We start from the raw sequence: 19888 nt of genomic DNA on the forward strand, positions 1-19888 counted from the left end.
TCATTACAGGCCGTGTTCAAAAAAAAAACCGCCGTTTGGCGGATTCATCTAGTTTGATTATATAATCGTCGTGAATGCAAAAAAAACCAGGTGTTTACCTGGTTGTAGGGGTGGGGTTAAATGCAGCTCGGTTTTCCATTGTTGACTCCGTATAAGGTTTTACTGCCTTTGCCGGTTTTTGAATATTATTTAATACATATTTCATCACAAAACCATATGTAGCGATTGTCAATAAAATGAATACCCAGACCATTACCAACACCATCCTCTTATATATTGAGTAGCTTTTAGTTTTTAATAATAAATTTATCGATATGTGATTGAGAATAATTTTCATCTTCATTTAGAATCTTATCACGAACGATAATCATTTTCAATAAGAATTTATAATTTTTATTATTTTCCCTTAAAAACCGCAGAATATTCCGTATGTTCCTTTAATGCCTTCTCTTCTAGGGGGATTCTTACAGCCATCATCCAAACGTTCAGTAAACTAAAGATGATTGCAGTATAATATGCATTGAATAATAAGGAAATAACTATAATCTCAGTTGCTACTATTATATAGTTCGGATGTTTGAAATATTTATAAGGTCCTTTAATGACTACTTCGGCATTAGGAACCACTATGATTTTTGTATTCCAATGTTTTCCCAATGAACTGATTACCCAAATCCTTCCCGACTGCGCAATTAGAAACAGGATCAGCCAAATTGGCCAAACTCCAGCTACATCCCGTTCATACACGACCACCTCAATAATGAGAACAATAAAAAAACTAAGGTGCATTAGAACCATCCATCTGTAATGGGACTCACCGTATTCTACAGCTCCTGCAATTTTCAGCTGTTTTTCATTTTGCTTGGCAATATATAGTTCAACGAGGCGTTGAATGGCAATCAAGATTATGAAAATGGCGAAGATCATCATTTCCACCTCATTAACACAAGTTCAGATGAAAATCCAGGCCCCAATGCAGCAGCCAGGCCGACTTCATCTTCATTCCCGCCACGCTGCATGAATCTCTCCAGGACGTACAAAATAGTGGCTGAGGACATATTGCCAAATTCCTTCAATACACTCATTGATTCTCCCGTCATGCTTTCATCGAATCCCAGGGCTTCGTGATAAGCATCAATTACTTTTTTTCCTCCAGGATGAGCAATGAAATCTTTGATATCCCCAAGCTCCAATCCATTCTCCATTAAGAATTCCTGAACATTCGGTTTAAGCCAATCTTTGATGATTGAAGGTATATCTTTCGAAAAGATCACGTATAACCCTTGGTCTTTAACATCCCACCCCATTACATCCAATGAATTCGGCATAAGCGTGGATTGCGAATCCAAAAAATTCAAATGGCTTCCTTTTCTTGAAAACTGTTCATCCGGTACTTCATCACCGCAAACCAAAACACAGCTCACTCCATCAGAAAATAAGGAAGTTCCAATTAAATTACTTTTGGAGATATCATTCCTTTGAAATGTCAGACTGCATAACTCCACACTTAAAACAATGACCTTCGCCGCCGGATACGCTTGGCAATATTCAAAAGCACGTGATAGGCCACTCGCTCCCCCTGCACAGCCAAGCCCCCAAATCGGAATTCTTTTTGCATGCGGGTTAAATGGAAGCTCATTCATTATCCTGGCATCGATGGTCGGGGTAGCGATACCCGTACTTGAGATGAAAAAGAAAGCATCCAGGTCGTTTGCATGCAGTTCTTCTTTTAAAAATTCTGTGTTGGCTAAACATTTTTCTATAGCCTCTTTCCCAAACTTGACTGCCTGTTTGATGTATAAATCATTCCGATCGGAAAAAGTATGATCTTCTTTAAACCAATCAAGATCATTTGAAAAATATCGATTTTCCACTTGTCCATTTTTAAAGGCCTTTAGTAACCGTTCTATATTCTTATACGAGGATCCAAAGATTTCTCTCGAAAATTCCATGATTTTTTCCTGTGAAAGTAAATATGGTAGCTTTATATGTGATGCAGATAATAAATATGGCATGATCCCACCCCTTATTATTCATGATATGGTTAATATACCCACCAAGATATCATTTATGCTTTACGGCTTAATGGTTATATTTATTGATGCTTCATTATATTTTTTGTTTTTTCTAAAACAGTATAGGTAAAAGAGCCTATAATATTGTTAAAGTAGAACACATAACCATACAATCGGAGGAATGAAAATATCAACACTGTAATTACAAAAGTGTTAAATGGATCCATCCTTGCTGTTAAGTCCGTTATTCCTTTTAACTATAGATATTCAAAAGCCATCCCTCATCAGGCAGCCTTTCAAACAGGAATCCATTAGCGTGCTTATTGGCATATCAGGGGATAACCGCGGAAGAATAATCATTGAAGGAACAAACGGATGCATGAGTAAAATAGGTGAAGGCATGTTCGTCATTCCAATAGAAGGTGAAATGCTTGAATCTTTCGCAGCAGAACTCGGCAACATGCTTGCTGGCAATATCGCCACCTGCTTAGAAACGGAGAATACAATTATCGATATTACACCTCCCACCGTCATTGTGGGCAATACCAAAATGTATGGGTTTAATGAAGCAGTCAATTTGCCCATTTCATTGGAAGGCGTAGGTACCCTTCATATCATCTTAATGGTTGAAATGTAATCTTGAAACAATAAACCCCCTTACCCAGATAATCGGTAAGGGGGTACGTTCATTCTTCCTTCTTCACTGAAGATTGATTTTGTACTTGTATAATGATATTTTGAAACTCCTCATTTCCACATACACTGCACCTATTCTCCTGACTTAAAATGGTCCGACAATGAATACAATATTTTCTCTCCATATCTATCACTACTTTCCTGAACATATACTATCAATATATTCAAAAAGTGAAGAGAGTTTCCTTTTATCTGACAAAATCTCATTTCATGAAAAAACTTCATTATCAATGATATGTCTTCGCGCGGAAATATAAAATGCCCCTAATCCATCATCTGAGGATTTGGGGCATTTTATGGGTGAATCTATCAAGTATACCGAATCTATTTTTAATCAGGCTACATTCTGCCTTTCAATACGCGCTTCCTTCACTTTCCCTTTTGTAGGGACGATGTTAAAGACGATGTTCAGGAAAATGGCTGTCAGACTTCCAGCCACGATTCCATTATCCGTTAATATTTGAATGCTTTCCGGAATTTTAGCAAAAAGCTCAGGAACGACCGTGACCCCAAGTCCCATACCTACGGAACAAGCGATGATCAATAAATTTTCTTGTGAGGCAAAATCCACTTTACTTAACATCTTAATTCCAGCGGCAATCACCATTCCGAACATGGCAACCATTGCCCCGCCTAACACGGAGGAAGGAATAATCGTCGTGAATGCACCAATTTTCGGAACAAAGCCAATGAAAATGAGCATTCCCGCTGTTGTATAAATGACATTTCTTGTTTTTATTCCCGACAATTGAATCAAACCGACATTTTGTGAAAATGCTGTATACGGAAAAGCATTAAACAAACCGCCGAGCATGATGGCAAGCCCTTCAGAACGATATCCACGCGCGAGATCGTCTTCCGAAATCTCTTTGTCCGTGATTTCTCCTAAGGCATAATAAACGCCAGTCGATTCCACTAAGCTGACGATCGCCACCAAGGTCATTGTAATGATAGCCGTGATATTGAAAGTCGGAGTGCCAAAGTAGAAAAAATGAGGCAAATGCAACCAAGTGGCACTTGCTACTGAGCTAAAATCAACTTTTCCAAGGAAGAAAGCGACAAATGTCCCGACTAACAGTCCCAGTAAAATAGAGATGGAGCGTACGAACCCCGTTGAAAATTTATACATGAAAATGATGAATAACAAAGTTCCAAAACCAAGAGCTACATTATCCAAGTTGCCGAAATCAGGAGCACCTTGGCCGCCGCCAAGATTGTTGATGGCGACAGGAATGAGTGTGATCCCAATGATCATAACGACTGATCCAGTAACGACCGGTGGGAAAAACCTTGCCAGTTTCCCAAAGAACTTACTAATTATTATGACGATCAATCCTGACACTAAAATGGCTCCATAAATGGTGGAGATTCCATATTGGGTACCTACCGCGATCATGGGACTAACTGCCGTGAAAGTACAGCCTAAAACGACGGGAAGCCCAATTCCAAAGAATTTATTTTTCCAGACTTGTAATAACGTCGCTATTCCGCACATTAAAATGTCTATCGAAACTAAATAGGTTAACTGCGCAGCTGTTAAACCCAATGCACCTCCGACAATCAGTGGAACGACGATCGCACCTGCATACATTGCAAGAACATGTTGTAGTCCTAAGGAAGCAACTTTCAATGGTGATTGATTAGACATTGACGGTTGCCCCTTCCTTTTCCTCAGCGAACGTTATCTCACCGAATTTCAACTCTGCAATTCGCGCAAGGGATTCCACTTGAAAACCTTGTTCCCTAAGATCCTTACCGCCACTTTGGAATGCTTTTTCAATAACGATGCCGATACCGGCCACTTCTGCTCCAACCTGATTACAGATATCCACCAAGCCCCGGGCTGCTTGTCCGACCGCAAGGAAGTCATCGATGATCAAAACCTTATCTCCAGCTTCAATATATTTATTGGAAACAGTAATTGTATTGGTTTCTTTTTTTGTAAAGGAATGTACGGACGCCGTTACTAAATCATTTGTTAAAGTAAGTGATTTACGTTTACGGGCAAAAATTAACGGAACTTCCAATTCCAAAGCAGCCATCAAACCAGGTCCAATGCCTGAAGATTCAATTGTCAGCACTTTTGTTATTTCTTTTTGTTCGAAACGTTTTACGAATTCTTTACCAATTTCTTTCATTAGCATAGGATCCATTTGATGATTTAAGAATGAATCTACTTTTAAAATATCTTCTGATAAAGCTTGACCCTCGGACAAGATTTTTTCCTTTAAAAGTTGCATGAAGGTTCCTCCCAATCTTGGATGTTATATTGACCCATAAACCATGCAATTGTTTCCCGGCATATAAAAAAGCCCAAGAAACATTGCGGCACTTTTTTGGAGTGAAGCAATATTTCTTGGGCATGAATGAAAAATGAATCAGCAAAAGCCTTCCATTATGCAACAAGATCTATTACTCACCCATAGTCGAATTATTTACGGTAATCCGGTAGAAACTTGCAGGCCATATCCCTGCTATTATACGAGTGAAGATTTTTATTTTATTAATATATGAATTATAACAACGCTGGCTCTATTTGAAAAGTCATTTTTAACAAAAACCGAACTTTCAATTAAAAAAAGAAAGTATTATTCGTATTATTTGAAAATTATGAAATCACCAAGACTGATCAACACGGATTTACCCATTAACAAATAGTCACTTACGGTTATCCTGCGCATGCACTTCAGTGGATTCCATACCAAACCGCTCAGGCGATTGGTGGTACTATACTCTTTTTTGGAATCACTCCAAGAAGAGGGTGAAACGAAATAACACAGTATTTTAAGTTTTGGAAATTATGGATTGGATTAACGCAGCCATAAAAAAAGAAGAAGGCCTTGAAATAATTCCAAGGCCCTCTTCTTTTGATTCATTTGATTTTATAAACTTCTTTATATTTATTTTCAAGATACTTTATTAAATACTGAACATTCAAGCCTTCACCTGTCGTTTCCTTCAAAATCTCCAGAGGCTTTTTAGTTTTTCCGTATTTATGTATCTTTTCATTAAGCCATTCCCTGATTGGAGCAATATCACCCGCTTCCAACAGTCCATCAAAATCAGGCAAATCTTTAAGCATCGACTGCTTGATTTGGGCTGCATACATATATCCCAATGCATAAGATGGGAAATAACCAAAGCTGCCATCTGACCAGTGTACATCTTGTAAAACGCCCATGGCATCATTTTCAGGTACAATCCCCAAATAATCCTTGTATTTTTCATTCCAGACTTTTGGTAAATCCTTCACCTCAAGTTCTCCATTAAAGAGAGCCTTTTCCAATTCATACCGAATCATAATATGTAGGGGATACGTCAGTTCATCTGCTTCAATACGGATGAACGATGGTTTTGATTCGTTAATGCCCCGGTAAAATTCATCCAGCGTCACATCATCGAATTGTTCGGGAGCATATTCTTTTAATAGGGTGAATTTGTTTTTCCAGAAGCTATAGTTCCGTCCAATGAAATTTTCGAAAAACAAAGATTGTGATTCATGGATTCCCATTGATGTCCCACTATCGAGCAGTGTTCCGGTTAACTCTTCGGCGATATTCTGCTCATAAATGGCATGTCCACATTCATGAATGGTACCGAATATTGCCCCCCGGAAATCATTTTCATCGTAACGGGTCGTCACACGGACATCGCCCCTGTTTATTCCAGTTGCAAAAGGGTGAACCGTTTCATCCAGCCTGCCAGAATTGAAATCGTATCCTAGCTGTTTTAAAACTTCCAAGTTGAGTTGATGCTGCTTTTCTTTTGGAAATTCTTTGTAAAGGAACGCTGTTTCAGGTCTATGTTCGCTTTCAGCAATCTGTTTTACCAGAGGGACTATCCTTGACCGAAGCTCACTGAATACGCTGTCAAGTATATCTACAGTCATGCCTGGTTCATACATGTCTAAAAGGGTATTATATTTCTGCCCTTCATATCCCCAATACTCTACGAACTTACGGGTGTAGGCAACAATTTGCTCAAGATAAGGTTGAAATAATGAAAAATCAGCTTTTTCCCTTGCCTCTTCCCACGCACTTTCAGAACGGGATTGTAAAATGACGAATTCCTTATATTCGTTTGCAGGAATTTTCTTATTTCTTTCAAACTCTTTTTTACACTCTTGAACCATTTTATTCGTCGTTTCACTAAGAGTCGCTTCCTCCATCGAAAGTTCTGTAATGAAGGATTCCATTTCTTTACTTGTGATCATATTAAAAACCTCGGAGGAAAGCACCCCGATAACTTCAGAACGCTGCTCAACGCCCTTTTTCGGTGCACCTGTACGCAAATCCCAAAAAATTAACGCGAGCGCTTCATTATAGGCCGAGATTTTCTTGACATATTCTTTAAATTCTTTTTCAATCAGATCGATACCCTTTTTCATATCCACAGCTCCTTCCAAATACACTTTACCATATTATACAAAAATCTTTCATATCAGAACTACTTCGTTTAATAAAATAAAATAAAATAAGAGCCAAGGGGGCCCTTGGCTCTTATTTTGGATTGGATTGACTTAAAGCGTTACAGGAAGAACGGATACAATCTTCTCTTTCAACTGTTCCGAAAGGTTCTTTTCAATCAAAATCTGTACGGTTCCCGAGTCATTGCTTGTCCTGATCAATCGCCCTATTCCCTGACGCAATCGAAGGAGCATGTATGGAAGATCCACTTCTTCAAATGCATCGGTAACCGAGTTACGTTTGGCCTCGAATACTGGATCGCGTGGCGGGAATGGAAGGGAGTGTATCACTACATTTTGTAATGAAGGTCCTGGAACATCAAGCCCTTCCCATAAATGATAGGAGAAAAGAACAGATTGCTCATTCTCTTGAAACTTCTTAACAAGCTCGCTGATTTCCGCTTCACCTTCAAAATAAAAAGGATAGGTTGATATTGGGCAGTTTTCCTTGAACCAATGCAACTCTTCTTTTGATTGGAATAACACAAGTGTTCGACCTTCATTTTCCTCAATTGTCTTCATCGTATATTGAAGTTTTGCCAATTGGTCTCCATTTTCGAAGACCGGCATGTTCATTTTCATGACTTCATCGTAATCGAATGGTGACTCAACTGAGAAGCTGTCATACTTTTCTATCCCTAAGCTATCTGCAATGTATTGGAAAGATTTATTATCCGATAATGTAGCCGATGAAAAAATGTAAGGGATTTTTTTAGAGAATACCTGTTCAGACAAAATATCCTGTACAAGCCTTGGCATGATGACCAATGTTTTGGTCATTTCATTTTCTTCAAACCAGGAAACGGCCTGTTCATCCTTCACAAATAGGGAAAGGGAGTAACCCAGCTGTTCTAAATATTCTTCCGTCACTTTTAAATCATAGTCATTGATCGTGTACATTTCCGCTTCAAAAACAAGGTTTTCCTCTAACTCTTCAACCTTTTTATGAAGCTTTTGGGCAAAGCTTGTTATCTCTTTGGACATCGGGATTTCATAACGATTAGATCCGCTTACATGTATGGCTTTTTCATCCAACAAATCAAAAAACTCTTCATTGATATCAATTAAGTCCTCAATGATGTATAAGGTTTCTTCACGAACCTGATTGGCAGTAAGCAATTCTAAAACCGAAGCAAGGGTTTGTTCCCCAACTTTATAAGTTAAAGCCTTTTGAGCAGCAAACTCCAATAGATGGCCTTCATCAAAGACAACGCAGCTATGTTCAGGCAATAATGGTAACTGTCCTTCACGCTTACGTTTTTCCTTAGTCCATACATGCTCCATGAAGAAGTCATGTGAACAAATGATCAAATCGCTTGATTTTCGGTAGTGGTCCCGTGATAGGGTTTGTCCACAACGATGGCGTTTATCACAAGTAAAACAGTTTTGAAGCTGATCCCAGCCAACTTTAGACCAGTCTTCATCATTTAAATATGGATACTGTTTACGGTCCCCATATGCTGTATAGGCGTTCATGGATGAGTTATCATGGACAAACTTGGGAAGTTCATCATAGAGCTGATCTATTCCCTCTGAATCTTCATGATTCACTGCGTGATCCAATTTCTTAAGACATACATATTGATCGTGATATTTGGCAAGCCGAACATCCACTTCAATACCTAAGGCATTCTTGATTTTTTGGATGTCGCCTTCTTCTTTGACAAGCTGTTCAATCAACGTTTCGTCTGCACACGAAATAATTGCCGGTTTGTTCGTATATCTCGCATAACAAATCGCATATAGTAAATAGACCAAGGTCTTACCGGTCCCTACCCCTGCTTCAGCAAAACTTACATTCTTTTCTTTAAAGGCTTTTTCTAACTGAAAAGCCATGAAGATCTGTTCGTCACGCAGCTCAAATCCTTTTTCGGGAAGAATATCGTAAAAAACATCACCGATCCATTCTGAAAGCTTATCGTAAAAAGAGTCTTCCTTTGTTACCGAAAAAGGCAGTGTTTTAAGCATCATGGTCTCCCCTTTTATCTATCATCAGTATATCGAATCCGCATTATAATATATCTAGGCAAAAGTATATTATCCTTTATTTCACATTAATAGTCAAGATATTTACCCTACCATCAGAAATGAAATGTATAAAGCATGTTTTTCTTCTATGTATGCTGTCAGGTTACCCGACTCGTAAAATAAAAGACAGGCTCCTTTAGAGAGCCTGTCTGTAAATAATATAGGGTTGAATTAAGCTTTGTTTACGTTTGATGCTTGTGGTCCACGTTGACCTTGTTCTACATCAAATGTAACGTCTTGGCCTTCTTCAAGTGTTTTGAAACCTTCGCCTTGGATAGCTGAGAAATGTACGAATACATCGTCTCCACCTTCACGTTCGATGAATCCAAAACCTTTTTCTGCGTTAAACCATTTTACTTTACCTTGTTCCATTTTTGTTGCCTCCTAGTGTGTTTTCCACACATTATATTACTATCCTTGCTCATTGAATATTAAGGTATTCCTTAAATCTGAACAAAAATAATTCATTATTAGAATAACAGAAAAGGAAATGATAAGCAAGACTGGAACCTATTATGAATAAAACGTCCTGACTATCAAAATTCACCGTTATATTCTACCCACTCATTTTCACCTTAAAACTGTTTCGGCGGTCTTTTTCCCCAATACTGATAAAGGTCTGCACGGATGAAACCATTGAAAAGCTTCCTTTTTTTCGTTGCAGGCTTACCGTAATGCTGTTCAAAGTCAGGATTGGAGGTAATCATGTATACTGACCAAGTATCAAGCTTCTTGAAGGCTTGTCCCATTTCCCTATACATCTGTTCAACGGCTTTTTTCTCACCTAGACGCTCTCCGTAAGGGGGGTTCCCGACAATGACACCATACTCTTTCCTAGTCGAGATATCCCTCACTTGCATTTGTTTGAATTCAACCAGATCTCCAAGACCAGCCTCAAAACTATTCGCTTTAGATATTTCTACCATCCGATGGTCGATATCACAACCGGTTATGTCCAAGTACTGATCATAATCGGCTAAATCTTCAGCCTCAACCCTTGCTTCATCCCATACCTTGCTGTCCATCCATGACCAGGTTTCAGAAACGAATTCCCTGTTAAACCCAGGTGCTATGTTCTGCCCAATTAAGGCAGCCTCGATAGGAATCGTTCCTGATCCACAAAACGGATCAATGAAAGGCATATCCGGTTTCCAATTGGTCAGCATGATTAACGCAGCCGCCAATGTTTCTTTAAGGGGAGCCTCCCCCTGCCCTGTCCGATACCCTCGTTTATGCAAACCTGCACCTGAAGTGTCCATGGTAAGTGTCACTACATCTTTTAAGATAGACACTTCAATTTTAAATAAAGGACCCGTCTCCGCAAACCAAGATACCTGCTTATATTTACTTTTCAATCTATCAACAATCGCCTTTTTGACGATAGCCTGACAATCAGGGACACTGTAGAGCTGGGACTTAACCGATTTCCCACTCACTGGGAACTCGACATCGGCTGATAAGTAATCTTCCCAATTCAAGGCCTTTGTTTTTTCAAACAACTCATCAAATGAATATGCTTTAAATTCTGCGACCTTAATTTTCACCCTGTCTGCACTCCGCAGCCATAAATTAGAGCGGGCAATGGCAGATTGGTCCCCTTTGTACGTGATTTTACCATTTTCGACTTGACAATCGTAACCAAGATCCCGAACCTCCTTGGCGACAATTGATTCCAATCCCATTGCTGATGTTGCGATAATATCGAATTGTTTCATTAATCCTGCACCTTCTTTCCATTAATCCAAATCAATTGTACCTTTACCTAATTCCTTCATTATAAGAATAAAGAATTGGGAATCGATTTTAGACATGTAAACCTTATTTAAAAGTTCCACCGTCAATTTATTTTTTGCCTAGAATTCGTCATTGATTTCCTGAAAAAAATGTCGTTGTCATCTAGCGAGAGCATTTTTTAAAGTAACCGGAAAATCGAACTCAATAAAATAAAGTTTTACTCAATTATCCATCAAGGTAAACGCTGCAAATATTTATCCATACAGCGAAGGACCATTTATTCACACCAATTATGTATACCTTATAGAGAAATGCTTCCCATTCATTGACCAGAAAATTTGAAGTCATGTCTTAATACCTTCAAATAGAAACCAAACAGAACCTTTATAAATAGGATGCCCCAGAATCAAGGAATGCTTAACATTTCAACGCTATTTTTAAAAACGTTACGGACAGACGTCAATCAAGCAATTGTCCTCCTGCTGGAATTAAAAACTTGCCAAGTTCTTAGTTTAACACAGCTGAGTTTCAGAAAACGAAAAATAAATTGGAATGCCCCCTTTTTTATTCAAGGGCAATCTCCATAAACAAAAACTCTCCTTTTAAAAGGAGAGTTGTGCTTTTAGTGTTATATGATAACGTTCTGTAAGCCATGTTTTGTTCCTCAGTACTGCAAGCGACTCGCGTCTCGTACTTCGGCGGTAATCATCTATCTACAGAAGCATGGCTTCTGTCCTTCTCCTCGTTCATTTCCAAGGAAGAAAGCGCCCCTACCATTAATTTGGGTTTCTCGCTCGTGGGGTTTACCTCGTTCCACCCTTTACATTTCTGTAAAGGCTCCGTCACTGTGGCACTTTTATAGGTATTCATGCCATATCCAAAAGGACTTAGGCATTTTCCCAGCCGTCAGCAATCCAAGATTGCTGCCCAAGCTTATTTTTTCGCCAGGCACGAACACTACGGACATCTCAGTCCGTGCGAGCATGGACTTTCCTCTACTGCAAAAATGCAGCAGCAATTACCCAAACGTTAACATAACATAATTGATTATACTCCATTATTCATGAAAACACAATACCAAAATCAATTTCACTTTTACAAAGCAAAACCTCAATCAAAAAGCTTGTTTCCGAAAACGTGCTTTTCCAAGTTGGATAACCGTTTAAGGATGTCAAAGTTAGTGGTTCCCGGAGTGGCACTGGGAGCAGGTTGATTTGGACGTTTTGTACTCTCTTCAGCTTGTTTTTTCAATTTAAGATTTTCTTGTTTAAGATCTTCAATTTCCTGATGGAACACTTCATAATCTTTAATGATCAGATCCAGGAATTGATCCACGTCTTCAGGTTTATAACCGCGCATGGCTGGTTTAAAATCTTTCTCAAGAATATCTTTAGCCGTTAATTTTATCTTATCGGATAGCATAAGACTTCACCTCAATACTTTCGCCAATACAATCGACTTTTTATTATTTTTTCAAATCTGCTTGGGTTTGTCAACGAAACACCTTTTTATTTGCATAATGTTTCAGTGAACGATATGTACTCCCATGAATCTGTATCTAAATTTCATCATAATATGAATATGCTTTAGAAACAACTTTTAATCCATAATTATTTTCACTCTGTCATTATTCAGACCAGCTGCTTTCTTCCGCAGCCAGCTGCAGATCATCAAAGTTTATCTGAAAGATGGGGTAAGGCTGTGTTTCCGCTTTTTTCATCGCTTCGAAATATGGATATCGGGCTGACCCTTCTTTTTCGGCATCGAAAATGATGAGCATGGCATCGCTTTTATGGACCATATACTTATTTTTGATTTTCAGCTGTTGTGGCCCTTCATATGGCTTGTTGAAAATGGATTCAACAAAATCGGCACGGGCCAAAATGGATCGGTAATAGTCTTGATTCGTCTCATTCCATGACTCTTCCTGTTTCAGGAAAGGAGTAAGCACCCCAAATTTAAGCTGATTATATTCTTCCTGCATTTCGAACACCACTTCGGCACCCCATAGTTCCGTACCCAACTGACCTGATATAATCACCCATTCCAGCCCTTCTTCCACCAATGGCAGAAGACGTTGCTTCATCGCTTTCTTTATATATTTTACGGCTTCATGGTCATTTTTGAAAATCCCGAATTCAAAAGCTTTGTAGCCAGTCATATACAAAACCTTCATTGCTTGGCCAATCTCCCTTATAACATGATTATGTATGAAAACAAGGGCTTAATAAGCCCTTATTTTTTAGTATCCGAAATGCCTAGGCGGACAGCATGGGTTATGCGGCGGCCTTCCACATATCAAGTGTTGATTATAGCACTCGTTCACCACGGATTGAGTATGCGGGAAGTAATGCTTAAACGTGTTCACATGTTTATTGACAGTCGTTGTATGTGATGGATGAACGACAGGAATAACTGTGTTCGATACATTCGTATTAACATGTTGCTGTGTTGGAGAGACTTGAGCTGGGGCAACTTGAGATGGAGATGTTTGTGCTGGACCAAATTGCCCTGGAGACACAGCAGTTGGACTATAGGCTCCCATTACGTTAGAGTTTTTACCGGTTGACGCGCCCATTACGTTATTGGGGTGTTTACCGGTTGATGCGCCCATTACTCCAGGTGCGTTCCCGTATGCACCCATCACATTGTTGGATGCGCCCATTACATTGTTGGATGCACCCATTACATTGTTGGATGCGCCCATTACATGGGGTTTATTTCCTCCACAATTACGAAAATACATTTATAATACGTCCCCTTTCATCATGATAAGTTTAGTCTTACCATTACAGACTATGAGAAAAAGGGGAGACGTGTACTGATGAAATGACCTATTTATACAGAATAAGTATAAAACTATGTATGGCTGTCAATTAGTACACTTTAATTATAATATGGCTAACCCTTCAAATGCACCGAGGGTAATTTTCTATAAAAAGGAATAGAGACTGTCTTTTAATGATGTAAATAAAACAATCGTTAAACAAAGGACTACAAAAAATAGAAATAAAGTCGTTTTATACATTTCTCCGCTCCGCTTTCACCTTAAATTTATATGATGTAAAGGTATGAAATGAATGCCTCGGAATTTCACCCTCAACTCTTTCCATTTTACACATAATAGTCGAAGGCTACAATATTTGTATCCATATTTTTTTTCAGCCTTTCGCACTAAAAGACAATTCCGATCCCCTTATCTTATACAGAAATACCCTTAGATTCCTCTTTCTTTTCGAGCCGCCGGATCCTCTTTTCCAATTCCAACTGTTTTTTCCCTGGAATGGTCCCTTCCCTCACCATCTCTTGTTGTGCAATTTTTGCACATTTTAGAGCAGTTCCGACTTCCTTAAATTGATGTTCATATAATTTTGCACATTCAATTTGTGCCTGTATCCTTATTTGCACATTCCCTTTTAGGGCGACTTCCTTCCAAATTTCCAATGCTTCATTGAATTGTTGTTGCTTCTTTTTCTGGAAGGCTAAGGCATGGCCTGCAATTATCCGATCTTCCTCATTTCCCGCTTCCACTATTTTTTCATATGTCTCGACTGACTCCTCTTTTTTACCCAGATAAGCGAGCCAGCGTGCAATTTCCATGGACTCTTCCGTATATCCATCGATTTGGAGAATTTTCCGGGACAAATGAATATACAATGTTATCAGTGATAAGATATCCAATTCATTATGCTTCATGATTCCAAACAAAATTTCTGGATTCTTCCTCTCAACAAAATCAAAATAAATCATCGGTGCCAAATATCCAGGAATATCATCCTCCCTATGCACACCTAGAATATCTGTTTCGACTACTGATAATTTCACTCGTTCCAATTTGTTTTTCCAAAGGCGTCTTGAAGCATGATATAAATCGAAATGTCCGAATTCCGGTAGTTTTGGTACATGTTCCTTTACCAAAGTATGTCTGGTTTTTAGCTGGGGCCAATCAAAGGATTTACCATTATATGTGACAAGCGTTTCGTAATTGATGTTTTCCAGAAAGCTCTGGTAAAGCGGTATTTCACTTCCGGGCTGCGGAAGGATATGTTGTTTCACGACAACTTCTTCACCTTCTAAATAGGCATAACCTAGTAAAAAAATGGTGTTGCCGGCTCCGCCTCCAAGCCCTGTTGTTTCCGTATCGAAGAAAAACAGGTCTTCACTTTTAACGCCCTTAGCGGATAGTGGATGCTCCAAAGAGGTTTGATTCCACTCTTTTACGATCTTTTTCAGCTCAGAAAATGCATATAACCCGTGTTTATGATTTATAGGGTAGCGGACCTCCCTAATGAAACAATAGTCATCATCGAAATGAAAGGAAACGGTATCGTTCTCCTGCCACTTTTCAAGATAAGGAATTTCTTCATTCACTATATGGTTATTTTCTTCTTCGGAAGGATGTTTCACTGGCTCCAGGTTCATATGCGTTTTCATACGGTTCAATTTATTTTTTAATGACATAAACTACACCTCTTTTCACTTATCCCCGCAAACTATGCTTGTTTTTCCTTGAAAAATTGACCCAATAACTGTTTTGCATCACTCTTGGCCGTTTTCGTGGCGGATTCCGTTCCGATACAGGAAGGACAGCCGCTTTCACAAGTACAATTATCGATCATGGATATGCTTTCCAATAGAATGACTTCAGAGTTTTCATATACCTTATCACTTAAACCAATGCCTCCCGGATAACTATCATAGATAAAAATTGTTGGTTTTTCATTATGCGCTGCCTTAACCTGCGGATAAACATGGATATCATGTGGATCGCACATAACATATAGCGGAATCATGTAATTAAGAGCATGGGAAGCGCCTATCATTCCTTGTTCTATTCGATTTTCGTCCCATTCAAATATATCGGGCTCCATGGAAAGCATGGCCGAACTCGTGTGCAGTTCCATCTCAGGGAGACTGATTGGCCCCGAACCAATATTTTCATGAGTTTCAAATTTGATTTTTTTGAAGATCGTAGGCATCGCCCGGATGGCGACATCACCAAAGGCAGCTGCTGTGGAAGCAAAAGTTCGCTGTTTATCCACTTCCAATACAGACAACTGAACGGCAAGGTTAGCATCCGTATAATAGTCCACATTGACTTCACGTACATAAGCTTTTTTTTCCTCCCAATCAAGTTCTTCCACCTGAAATTGCATTCCCTGGTGCAAGTAAATGGCTTCATCGTGGAGAAGGGTCATTGCACTGAACGTATCCATTTCACCTATGACCCGATTAACCGGTGCGTTCGTTTGATCGATGATTACGACATTTTCCTGTGCCGCAGAACGCAGGCTGATATTGCTTGCGGGAAAAGCATCGTTCATCCAATGCCATTTGTCCCCATTCAGGTGTAAGACCCTTTCTTCCGTAAGGAATTCCAGTACGTCCATAATCTCTGTTTTTCCAAAGGTATCGCCTTTTTTAAATGGCAGCTCATATGCTGCACATTTGACATGATCAACCAAGATCAAAAGATTATCTGGATTGATTCTTGCAGTTTCTGGATTTCTGGTAAAAAAGTAATCGGGATGCTGGACGATATATTGATCAAGGGCACTAGAACTGCCGACCATGATGATCAGTGCTTCACCATGCCTTCTTCCTGCTCGTCCCGCCTGTTGCCATGCACTGGATATCGATCCAGGGTAACCAGTCATTATGCAAACCTGGAGCTGGCCGATATCGACACCCAACTCAAGTGCATTCGTAGATATAACCCCATAAATGGAACCATCCCTGAGGCCCTGTTCAATTTCTCTGCGCTGTGTTGGCAGATACCCCCCGCGATAGCCCCTGATCGATTTTGGCCCCAATTGCTTTGAGACGAGTTCCTGTAAATAGGTCAATAGAATTTCCACACGAACCCTACTTCGCGCAAAAACGATCGTTTGAATTTTATTCTTCAAAAATTCATTTGCGAGCTTCCTGACTTCCAAAACCGCACTCCTTCGAATGTTTAGTGGTTTATTGACTATTGGGGGATTGTAAAACACAAAATGCTTTTTCCCACTTGGGGCCCCGTTATTATCGATGAGGACCATTTTTTTTTCCGTAAGCTCTTCTGCCAACTCTTTTGGGTTATTGATCGTAGCGGAGGTACAGACGAAGACAGGGTCGCTTCCATAAAACTTGCAGATCCTTTTTAATCTTCTTATGACGTTAGCGGTATGACTTCCAAAAACGCCGCGGTAAATATGGAGTTCATCGATGACCACATACTTCAAGTTTTCAAACAAAGAAACCCATTTCGTGTGATGCGGCAAGATTCCGGAATGGAGCATATCAGGATTGGTGATCACGATATGCCCGGCCTGTCGGATTTTTTGCCTGATATTTGAAGGTGTGTCCCCGTCGTACGTATAACTATTTATCTGAGCATCCATTTCATGAATCATTTCGTTCAATTCGCTTTTCTGATCATAACTCAGCGCTTTTGTCGGAAAAATATACAGTGCTCTGGTTTTTTCATCTTCAAGTATTTTTTGAAGGACCGGCAAATTATAGCAAAATGTTTTACCAGAAGCTGTTGGGGTGACCGCTACAAGGCTATTGCCACTGACAGCTGTATCAAATGCCGTTGCCTGATGCGTATACAACCCATTAATTCCCCGTTTTTCAAGAGCATGCTTGATCTTATCATTCATTCGATCGGGAAAAGGGACATGTTTTGCTTCTTTCGCTTCAATTACTTGCCAATGTACAATATTATCTTTAAAATTTTCATTGGTTTTTAAATCCGTGATGATTTCTTGTAAATTTTTTCGCAGTTTCATATAACCACCTCATACTCCTATTCTATCGAATGAACGTTCTATGCAAAAGGGAAACTATTTCCTATTCAAAAAAAAAAGCAAGAAACGGCAACAGCCCGTTTCCTGCTTAGACTTTTTTCAGTTAATTTTTCTCGACATAGCGAATGATTTCTTCGATTAGTCTGTTTGGAGCTTCCAGCATTCCCATATGGCCGCTCCCCTCAAGTATAACTTCATTAATATGACTCCCTTTTACAGAAAAGGTTTTTTCAGCGGGAATCACCTTATCTTGTTCACCTGCAACCAAAAGGACCGGCAGCTTGGTATCTTTAAGTACATGATTTCTGTCTGTTCTGTTCCTCATGGCATGCAAAGATCCGATTGCTCCACTTTCACTGGTTTTATAACCGATTTCCTTAGTATGTTCAATATTTGGATCATCGGAATGAGCGAAAAGCTTTGGTACAAGTCCGTCAATGAAAGCAGGGATTCCATCCATTTCGATTTTCTCAACAGATTTTAAACGTCCCTCCTTACCAGCCTCATCATCCGGAAAAGCTGTAGAATGAATCAGTGAAAAACCAGACAATTTCCCAGGAAACCTTTCGGCGAATGCCAAGGTGACATATCCCCCTAGTGAATGACCAAACATATAAACCTGTCCGATTTTCAGTTCTTCCAAAAATGACGCAATATCAGCAGCCATATCTTCAATTGAGAAAGATTTCCCTATTTCCTCACTTGACCCATGTCCTCGTAAATCAACGGCAACAACCCGGTATTCATCCTTTAATTCAGCAATGATGTCACTCCAATATTCATGACTTCCACAAAATCCATGGATAAACAACAACGTTTTATTTCCTTTCCCGGTATCTATGTAGGAAAGCTTGCTATTTTTTGTCTTATTCATATCAATCCCTCATTTCCTTTATTGATCATTCAGTAACTTTATTCCCTATAGACCCGTATCTAAAACCCAAGAATGCATTCACAATTCTTCAGTCCTCACATAGCCTATAGGCAAAGGAATTTTTTAGGAAGGAGCACCGTGATGACCTCTTCTGAAAAAAAAAATAATCGGAATCGAATAGAACCCTTTACCCATTTCATTAACAAAATGGATCGACTGTTTTCCGAAAGGCCACCTAAAGGCATGCTGCAATCCCTTGACGATTTCTTCGGTTCAACTAAAGAACGCAGCTTTCCGGTTGATGTTCACGAGACGCTTTCAGAATATACCCTTACCGCTACCTTGCCTGGTATTGCACGCAGCCAGATTTCAATTGATGTGCTGACCCATGCAGTAACCATAACTGCAAAGCATGTAGATAGGAAGCACAAAACTCAAGGAATGTTTCAAAAAGAAGTTTCAGCAGGTACATTTTCAAGAACCATTTCCTTTCCAAAAGCGATTGATGAAGCAAAAGTGACCGCACGACATCGCGATGGCATCCTCACGCTTCACCTTCCCAAAATCAGAGGGAATCGAATTGAAATTAATTAGGCAAGATTAAAAGCAGACTTTAAAAAGTGGCTGGGTCACTTGTAAGTCTGCTTTTATACTTTATTCACCATTTAAACTTTGAAGAAGCCCCCTACTCCTTTGACCATTGAAGATACTTGAGAAACTGTATTCATCATTTGTCCAGCCGTATTCATCATCTTCGTTATATCCATTGAGCCATCTTGTGTTTTGAATTGATTCATGACCGATTTGATACCCGATGGCTGTGGCTTTTGCATGAACTGCTGCTTAGGATAAGGATTATAAGCCTGCTGCTGACTTTGTGGGGGCCGTTTAGCTGGCTGCAGCGGATTGGCGAACGGACTAAAAGCTTGCGGCTGCTGATTGGACTGCATTTGTGGCATTTGTGGCATTTGTGGCATTTGCGGCATTTGCGGCAGTGGCTGCATTACACTGGTGCCCGGATAAGCTCCCACAGGCATCGCCTGTTGCTGAACTGGTTGGAATGGGTGATAGGCCGCTTGCTGATATGGATCATGATATGGCGTCATATAGCCCCCTGTATCCTGGGGAAGATATGGATACATAAATGGTTGTTCAAGATTATGATTATTTGGCGGAGGATACTGCATTGGCTGCTGGTACCCTCCCCAATATTCCGGCATTGATTGAGGATACTGTCCTTGATTTGGGGAGACTTGGTTAAAACCGGATCTCATCATGTTCAATG

At 39.6% G+C, this 19888-nt stretch carries 18 protein-coding genes, 1 other RNA gene and 1 riboswitch; of the genes, 2 read left to right on the plus strand and 17 right to left on the minus strand.

The window, feature by feature from the left end; all coding sequences use genetic code 11:
- Positions 1 to 94: 94 nt before the first annotated feature.
- The 3 genes from ACDZ29_RS27235 to ACDZ29_RS27245 all read right to left on the minus strand — a co-directional run bounded on the left by ACDZ29_RS27235 (position 95) and on the right by ACDZ29_RS27245 (position 2015).
- Complete coding sequence (locus ACDZ29_RS27235; protein ID WP_289315886.1) at positions 95 to 259, minus strand: hypothetical protein; 165 nt, start codon at positions 257 to 259, stop codon at positions 95 to 97.
- 137 nt (positions 260 to 396) lie between these two features.
- The gene (locus ACDZ29_RS27240; protein ID WP_375089384.1) at positions 397 to 927 is read right to left on the minus strand and encodes an isoprenylcysteine carboxyl methyltransferase family protein; all 531 of its coding nucleotides are present in this window, start codon (positions 925 to 927) and stop codon (positions 397 to 399) included.
- The gene (locus ACDZ29_RS27245; RefSeq protein ID WP_375089385.1) at positions 927 to 2015 is read right to left on the minus strand and encodes a type III polyketide synthase; all 1089 of its coding nucleotides are present in this window, start codon (positions 2013 to 2015) and stop codon (positions 927 to 929) included. The genes ACDZ29_RS27240 and ACDZ29_RS27245 overlap by 1 nt, the downstream gene beginning before the upstream one ends.
- Before the next feature lie 217 nt (positions 2016 to 2232).
- Between ACDZ29_RS27245 and ACDZ29_RS27250 the strand changes: the two genes are divergently transcribed.
- Positions 2233 to 2652, plus strand: a complete 420-nt coding sequence (locus tag ACDZ29_RS27250) for a chemotaxis protein CheX (RefSeq protein ID WP_375089386.1) — start codon at positions 2233 to 2235, stop codon at positions 2650 to 2652.
- Positions 2653 to 3045: 393 nt separating this feature from the next.
- On the opposite strand, the gene ACDZ29_RS27255 is transcribed toward ACDZ29_RS27250, so the two are convergent.
- The 13 genes from ACDZ29_RS27255 to ACDZ29_RS27315 form a co-directional block, all read right to left on the minus strand.
- On the minus strand, positions 3046 to 4359 hold the full coding sequence (locus ACDZ29_RS27255) for a nucleobase:cation symporter-2 family protein (protein ID WP_289315883.1): 1314 nt from the start codon (positions 4357 to 4359) through the stop codon (positions 3046 to 3048).
- Complete coding sequence (locus tag ACDZ29_RS27260) at positions 4352 to 4951, minus strand: xanthine phosphoribosyltransferase (protein ID WP_289315882.1); 600 nt, start codon at positions 4949 to 4951, stop codon at positions 4352 to 4354. The genes ACDZ29_RS27255 and ACDZ29_RS27260 overlap by 8 nt, the downstream gene beginning before the upstream one ends.
- Positions 4952 to 5114: 163 nt before the next feature.
- Positions 5115 to 5216: riboswitch (purine riboswitch) on the minus strand.
- Between the two features lie 367 nt (positions 5217 to 5583).
- A complete protein-coding gene (locus ACDZ29_RS27265; protein WP_289325562.1) occupies positions 5584 to 7098 on the minus strand; it encodes a carboxypeptidase M32 in 1515 nt (504 codons plus the stop codon).
- A gap of 132 nt (positions 7099 to 7230) precedes the next feature.
- Positions 7231 to 9147: an ATP-dependent DNA helicase gene (locus tag ACDZ29_RS27270; protein WP_375089388.1), complete on the minus strand. Its 1917-nt coding sequence runs from the start codon at positions 9145 to 9147 to the stop codon at positions 7231 to 7233.
- Positions 9148 to 9375: 228 nt separating this feature from the next.
- Positions 9376 to 9576, minus strand: coding sequence for a cold-shock protein (locus ACDZ29_RS27275; protein ID WP_034307871.1), 201 nt, complete (start codon positions 9574 to 9576; stop codon positions 9376 to 9378).
- A gap of 203 nt (positions 9577 to 9779) precedes the next feature.
- A complete protein-coding gene (locus ACDZ29_RS27280; RefSeq protein ID WP_289325564.1) occupies positions 9780 to 10919 on the minus strand; it encodes a class I SAM-dependent RNA methyltransferase in 1140 nt (379 codons plus the stop codon).
- A gap of 660 nt (positions 10920 to 11579) precedes the next feature.
- An RNA gene (gene rnpB, locus ACDZ29_RS27285) (RNase P RNA component class B) lies at positions 11580 to 11968 on the minus strand.
- A gap of 80 nt (positions 11969 to 12048) precedes the next feature.
- A complete protein-coding gene (gene gpsB / locus ACDZ29_RS27290; protein WP_289315878.1) occupies positions 12049 to 12360 on the minus strand; it encodes a cell division regulator GpsB in 312 nt (103 codons plus the stop codon).
- Positions 12361 to 12565: 205 nt separating this feature from the next.
- A complete protein-coding gene (locus tag ACDZ29_RS27295) occupies positions 12566 to 13114 on the minus strand; it encodes a DUF1273 domain-containing protein (protein ID WP_375089390.1) in 549 nt (182 codons plus the stop codon).
- 66 nt (positions 13115 to 13180) lie between these two features.
- A complete protein-coding gene (locus ACDZ29_RS27300) occupies positions 13181 to 13684 on the minus strand; it encodes a CotD family spore coat protein (RefSeq protein ID WP_289325566.1) in 504 nt (167 codons plus the stop codon).
- 455 nt (positions 13685 to 14139) lie between these two features.
- Positions 14140 to 15399 (minus strand): ribonuclease H-like domain-containing protein, encoded by a 1260-nt coding sequence (locus tag ACDZ29_RS27305; RefSeq protein WP_289325567.1) that lies wholly within the window; start codon positions 15397 to 15399, stop codon positions 14140 to 14142.
- Between the two features lie 32 nt (positions 15400 to 15431).
- Positions 15432 to 17711, minus strand: a complete 2280-nt coding sequence (locus ACDZ29_RS27310) for a DEAD/DEAH box helicase (protein ID WP_375089393.1) — start codon at positions 17709 to 17711, stop codon at positions 15432 to 15434.
- 121 nt (positions 17712 to 17832) lie between these two features.
- Positions 17833 to 18603, minus strand: coding sequence for an alpha/beta fold hydrolase (locus ACDZ29_RS27315; protein WP_375089394.1), 771 nt, complete (start codon positions 18601 to 18603; stop codon positions 17833 to 17835).
- Positions 18604 to 18744: 141 nt separating this feature from the next.
- Here ACDZ29_RS27315 and ACDZ29_RS27320 point away from each other — a divergent pair, with 141 nt between their 5' ends.
- Positions 18745 to 19197, plus strand: a complete 453-nt coding sequence (locus ACDZ29_RS27320) for an Hsp20/alpha crystallin family protein (protein WP_370015660.1) — start codon at positions 18745 to 18747, stop codon at positions 19195 to 19197.
- 71 nt (positions 19198 to 19268) lie between these two features.
- On the opposite strand, the gene ACDZ29_RS27325 is transcribed toward ACDZ29_RS27320, so the two are convergent.
- Positions 19269 to 19880 (minus strand): YppG family protein, encoded by a 612-nt coding sequence (locus tag ACDZ29_RS27325; protein WP_375091232.1) that lies wholly within the window; start codon positions 19878 to 19880, stop codon positions 19269 to 19271.
- Positions 19881 to 19888 lie beyond the last annotated feature (8 nt).

This window comes from Peribacillus sp. RS7 (assembly GCF_041956845.1).
Taxonomy (GTDB): Bacteria; Bacillota; Bacilli; order Bacillales; family DSM-1321; genus Peribacillus.

What these genes read in the sequence shown, in the direction of transcription:
- ACDZ29_RS27240 (WP_375089384.1), bottom strand. Translation starts at nt 927, where the DNA reads ATGATCTTCGCCATTTTCATAATCTTGATTGCCATTCAACGCCTCGTT.
- ACDZ29_RS27245 (WP_375089385.1), bottom strand. Translation starts at nt 2,015, where the DNA reads ATGCCATATTTATTATCTGCATCACATATAAAGCTACCATATTTACTT.
- ACDZ29_RS27250 (WP_375089386.1), top strand. Translation starts at nt 2,233, where the DNA reads ATGGATCCATCCTTGCTGTTAAGTCCGTTATTCCTTTTAACTATAGAT.
- ACDZ29_RS27255 (WP_289315883.1), bottom strand. Translation starts at nt 4,359, where the DNA reads ATGTCTAATCAATCACCATTGAAAGTTGCTTCCTTAGGACTACAACAT.
- ACDZ29_RS27260 (WP_289315882.1), bottom strand. Translation starts at nt 4,951, where the DNA reads ATGCAACTTTTAAAGGAAAAAATCTTGTCCGAGGGTCAAGCTTTATCA.
- ACDZ29_RS27265 (WP_289325562.1), bottom strand. Translation starts at nt 7,098, where the DNA reads ATGAAAAAGGGTATCGATCTGATTGAAAAAGAATTTAAAGAATATGTC.
- ACDZ29_RS27270 (WP_375089388.1), bottom strand. Translation starts at nt 9,147, where the DNA reads ATGATGCTTAAAACACTGCCTTTTTCGGTAACAAAGGAAGACTCTTTT.
- ACDZ29_RS27275 (WP_034307871.1), bottom strand. Translation starts at nt 9,576, where the DNA reads ATGGAACAAGGTAAAGTAAAATGGTTTAACGCAGAAAAAGGTTTTGGA.
- ACDZ29_RS27280 (WP_289325564.1), bottom strand. Translation starts at nt 10,919, where the DNA reads ATGAAACAATTCGATATTATCGCAACATCAGCAATGGGATTGGAATCA.
- gpsB (WP_289315878.1), bottom strand. Translation starts at nt 12,360, where the DNA reads ATGCTATCCGATAAGATAAAATTAACGGCTAAAGATATTCTTGAGAAA.
- ACDZ29_RS27295 (WP_375089390.1), bottom strand. Translation starts at nt 13,114, where the DNA reads ATGAAGGTTTTGTATATGACTGGCTACAAAGCTTTTGAATTCGGGATT.
- ACDZ29_RS27300 (WP_289325566.1), bottom strand. Translation starts at nt 13,684, where the DNA reads ATGTATTTTCGTAATTGTGGAGGAAATAAACCCCATGTAATGGGCGCA.
- ACDZ29_RS27305 (WP_289325567.1), bottom strand. Translation starts at nt 15,399, where the DNA reads ATGTCATTAAAAAATAAATTGAACCGTATGAAAACGCATATGAACCTG.
- ACDZ29_RS27310 (WP_375089393.1), bottom strand. Translation starts at nt 17,711, where the DNA reads ATGAAACTGCGAAAAAATTTACAAGAAATCATCACGGATTTAAAAACC.
- ACDZ29_RS27315 (WP_375089394.1), bottom strand. Translation starts at nt 18,603, where the DNA reads ATGAATAAGACAAAAAATAGCAAGCTTTCCTACATAGATACCGGGAAA.
- ACDZ29_RS27320 (WP_370015660.1), top strand. Translation starts at nt 18,745, where the DNA reads ATGACCTCTTCTGAAAAAAAAAATAATCGGAATCGAATAGAACCCTTT.
- ACDZ29_RS27325 (WP_375091232.1), bottom strand. Translation starts at nt 19,880, where the DNA reads ATGATGAGATCCGGTTTTAACCAAGTCTCCCCAAATCAAGGACAGTAT.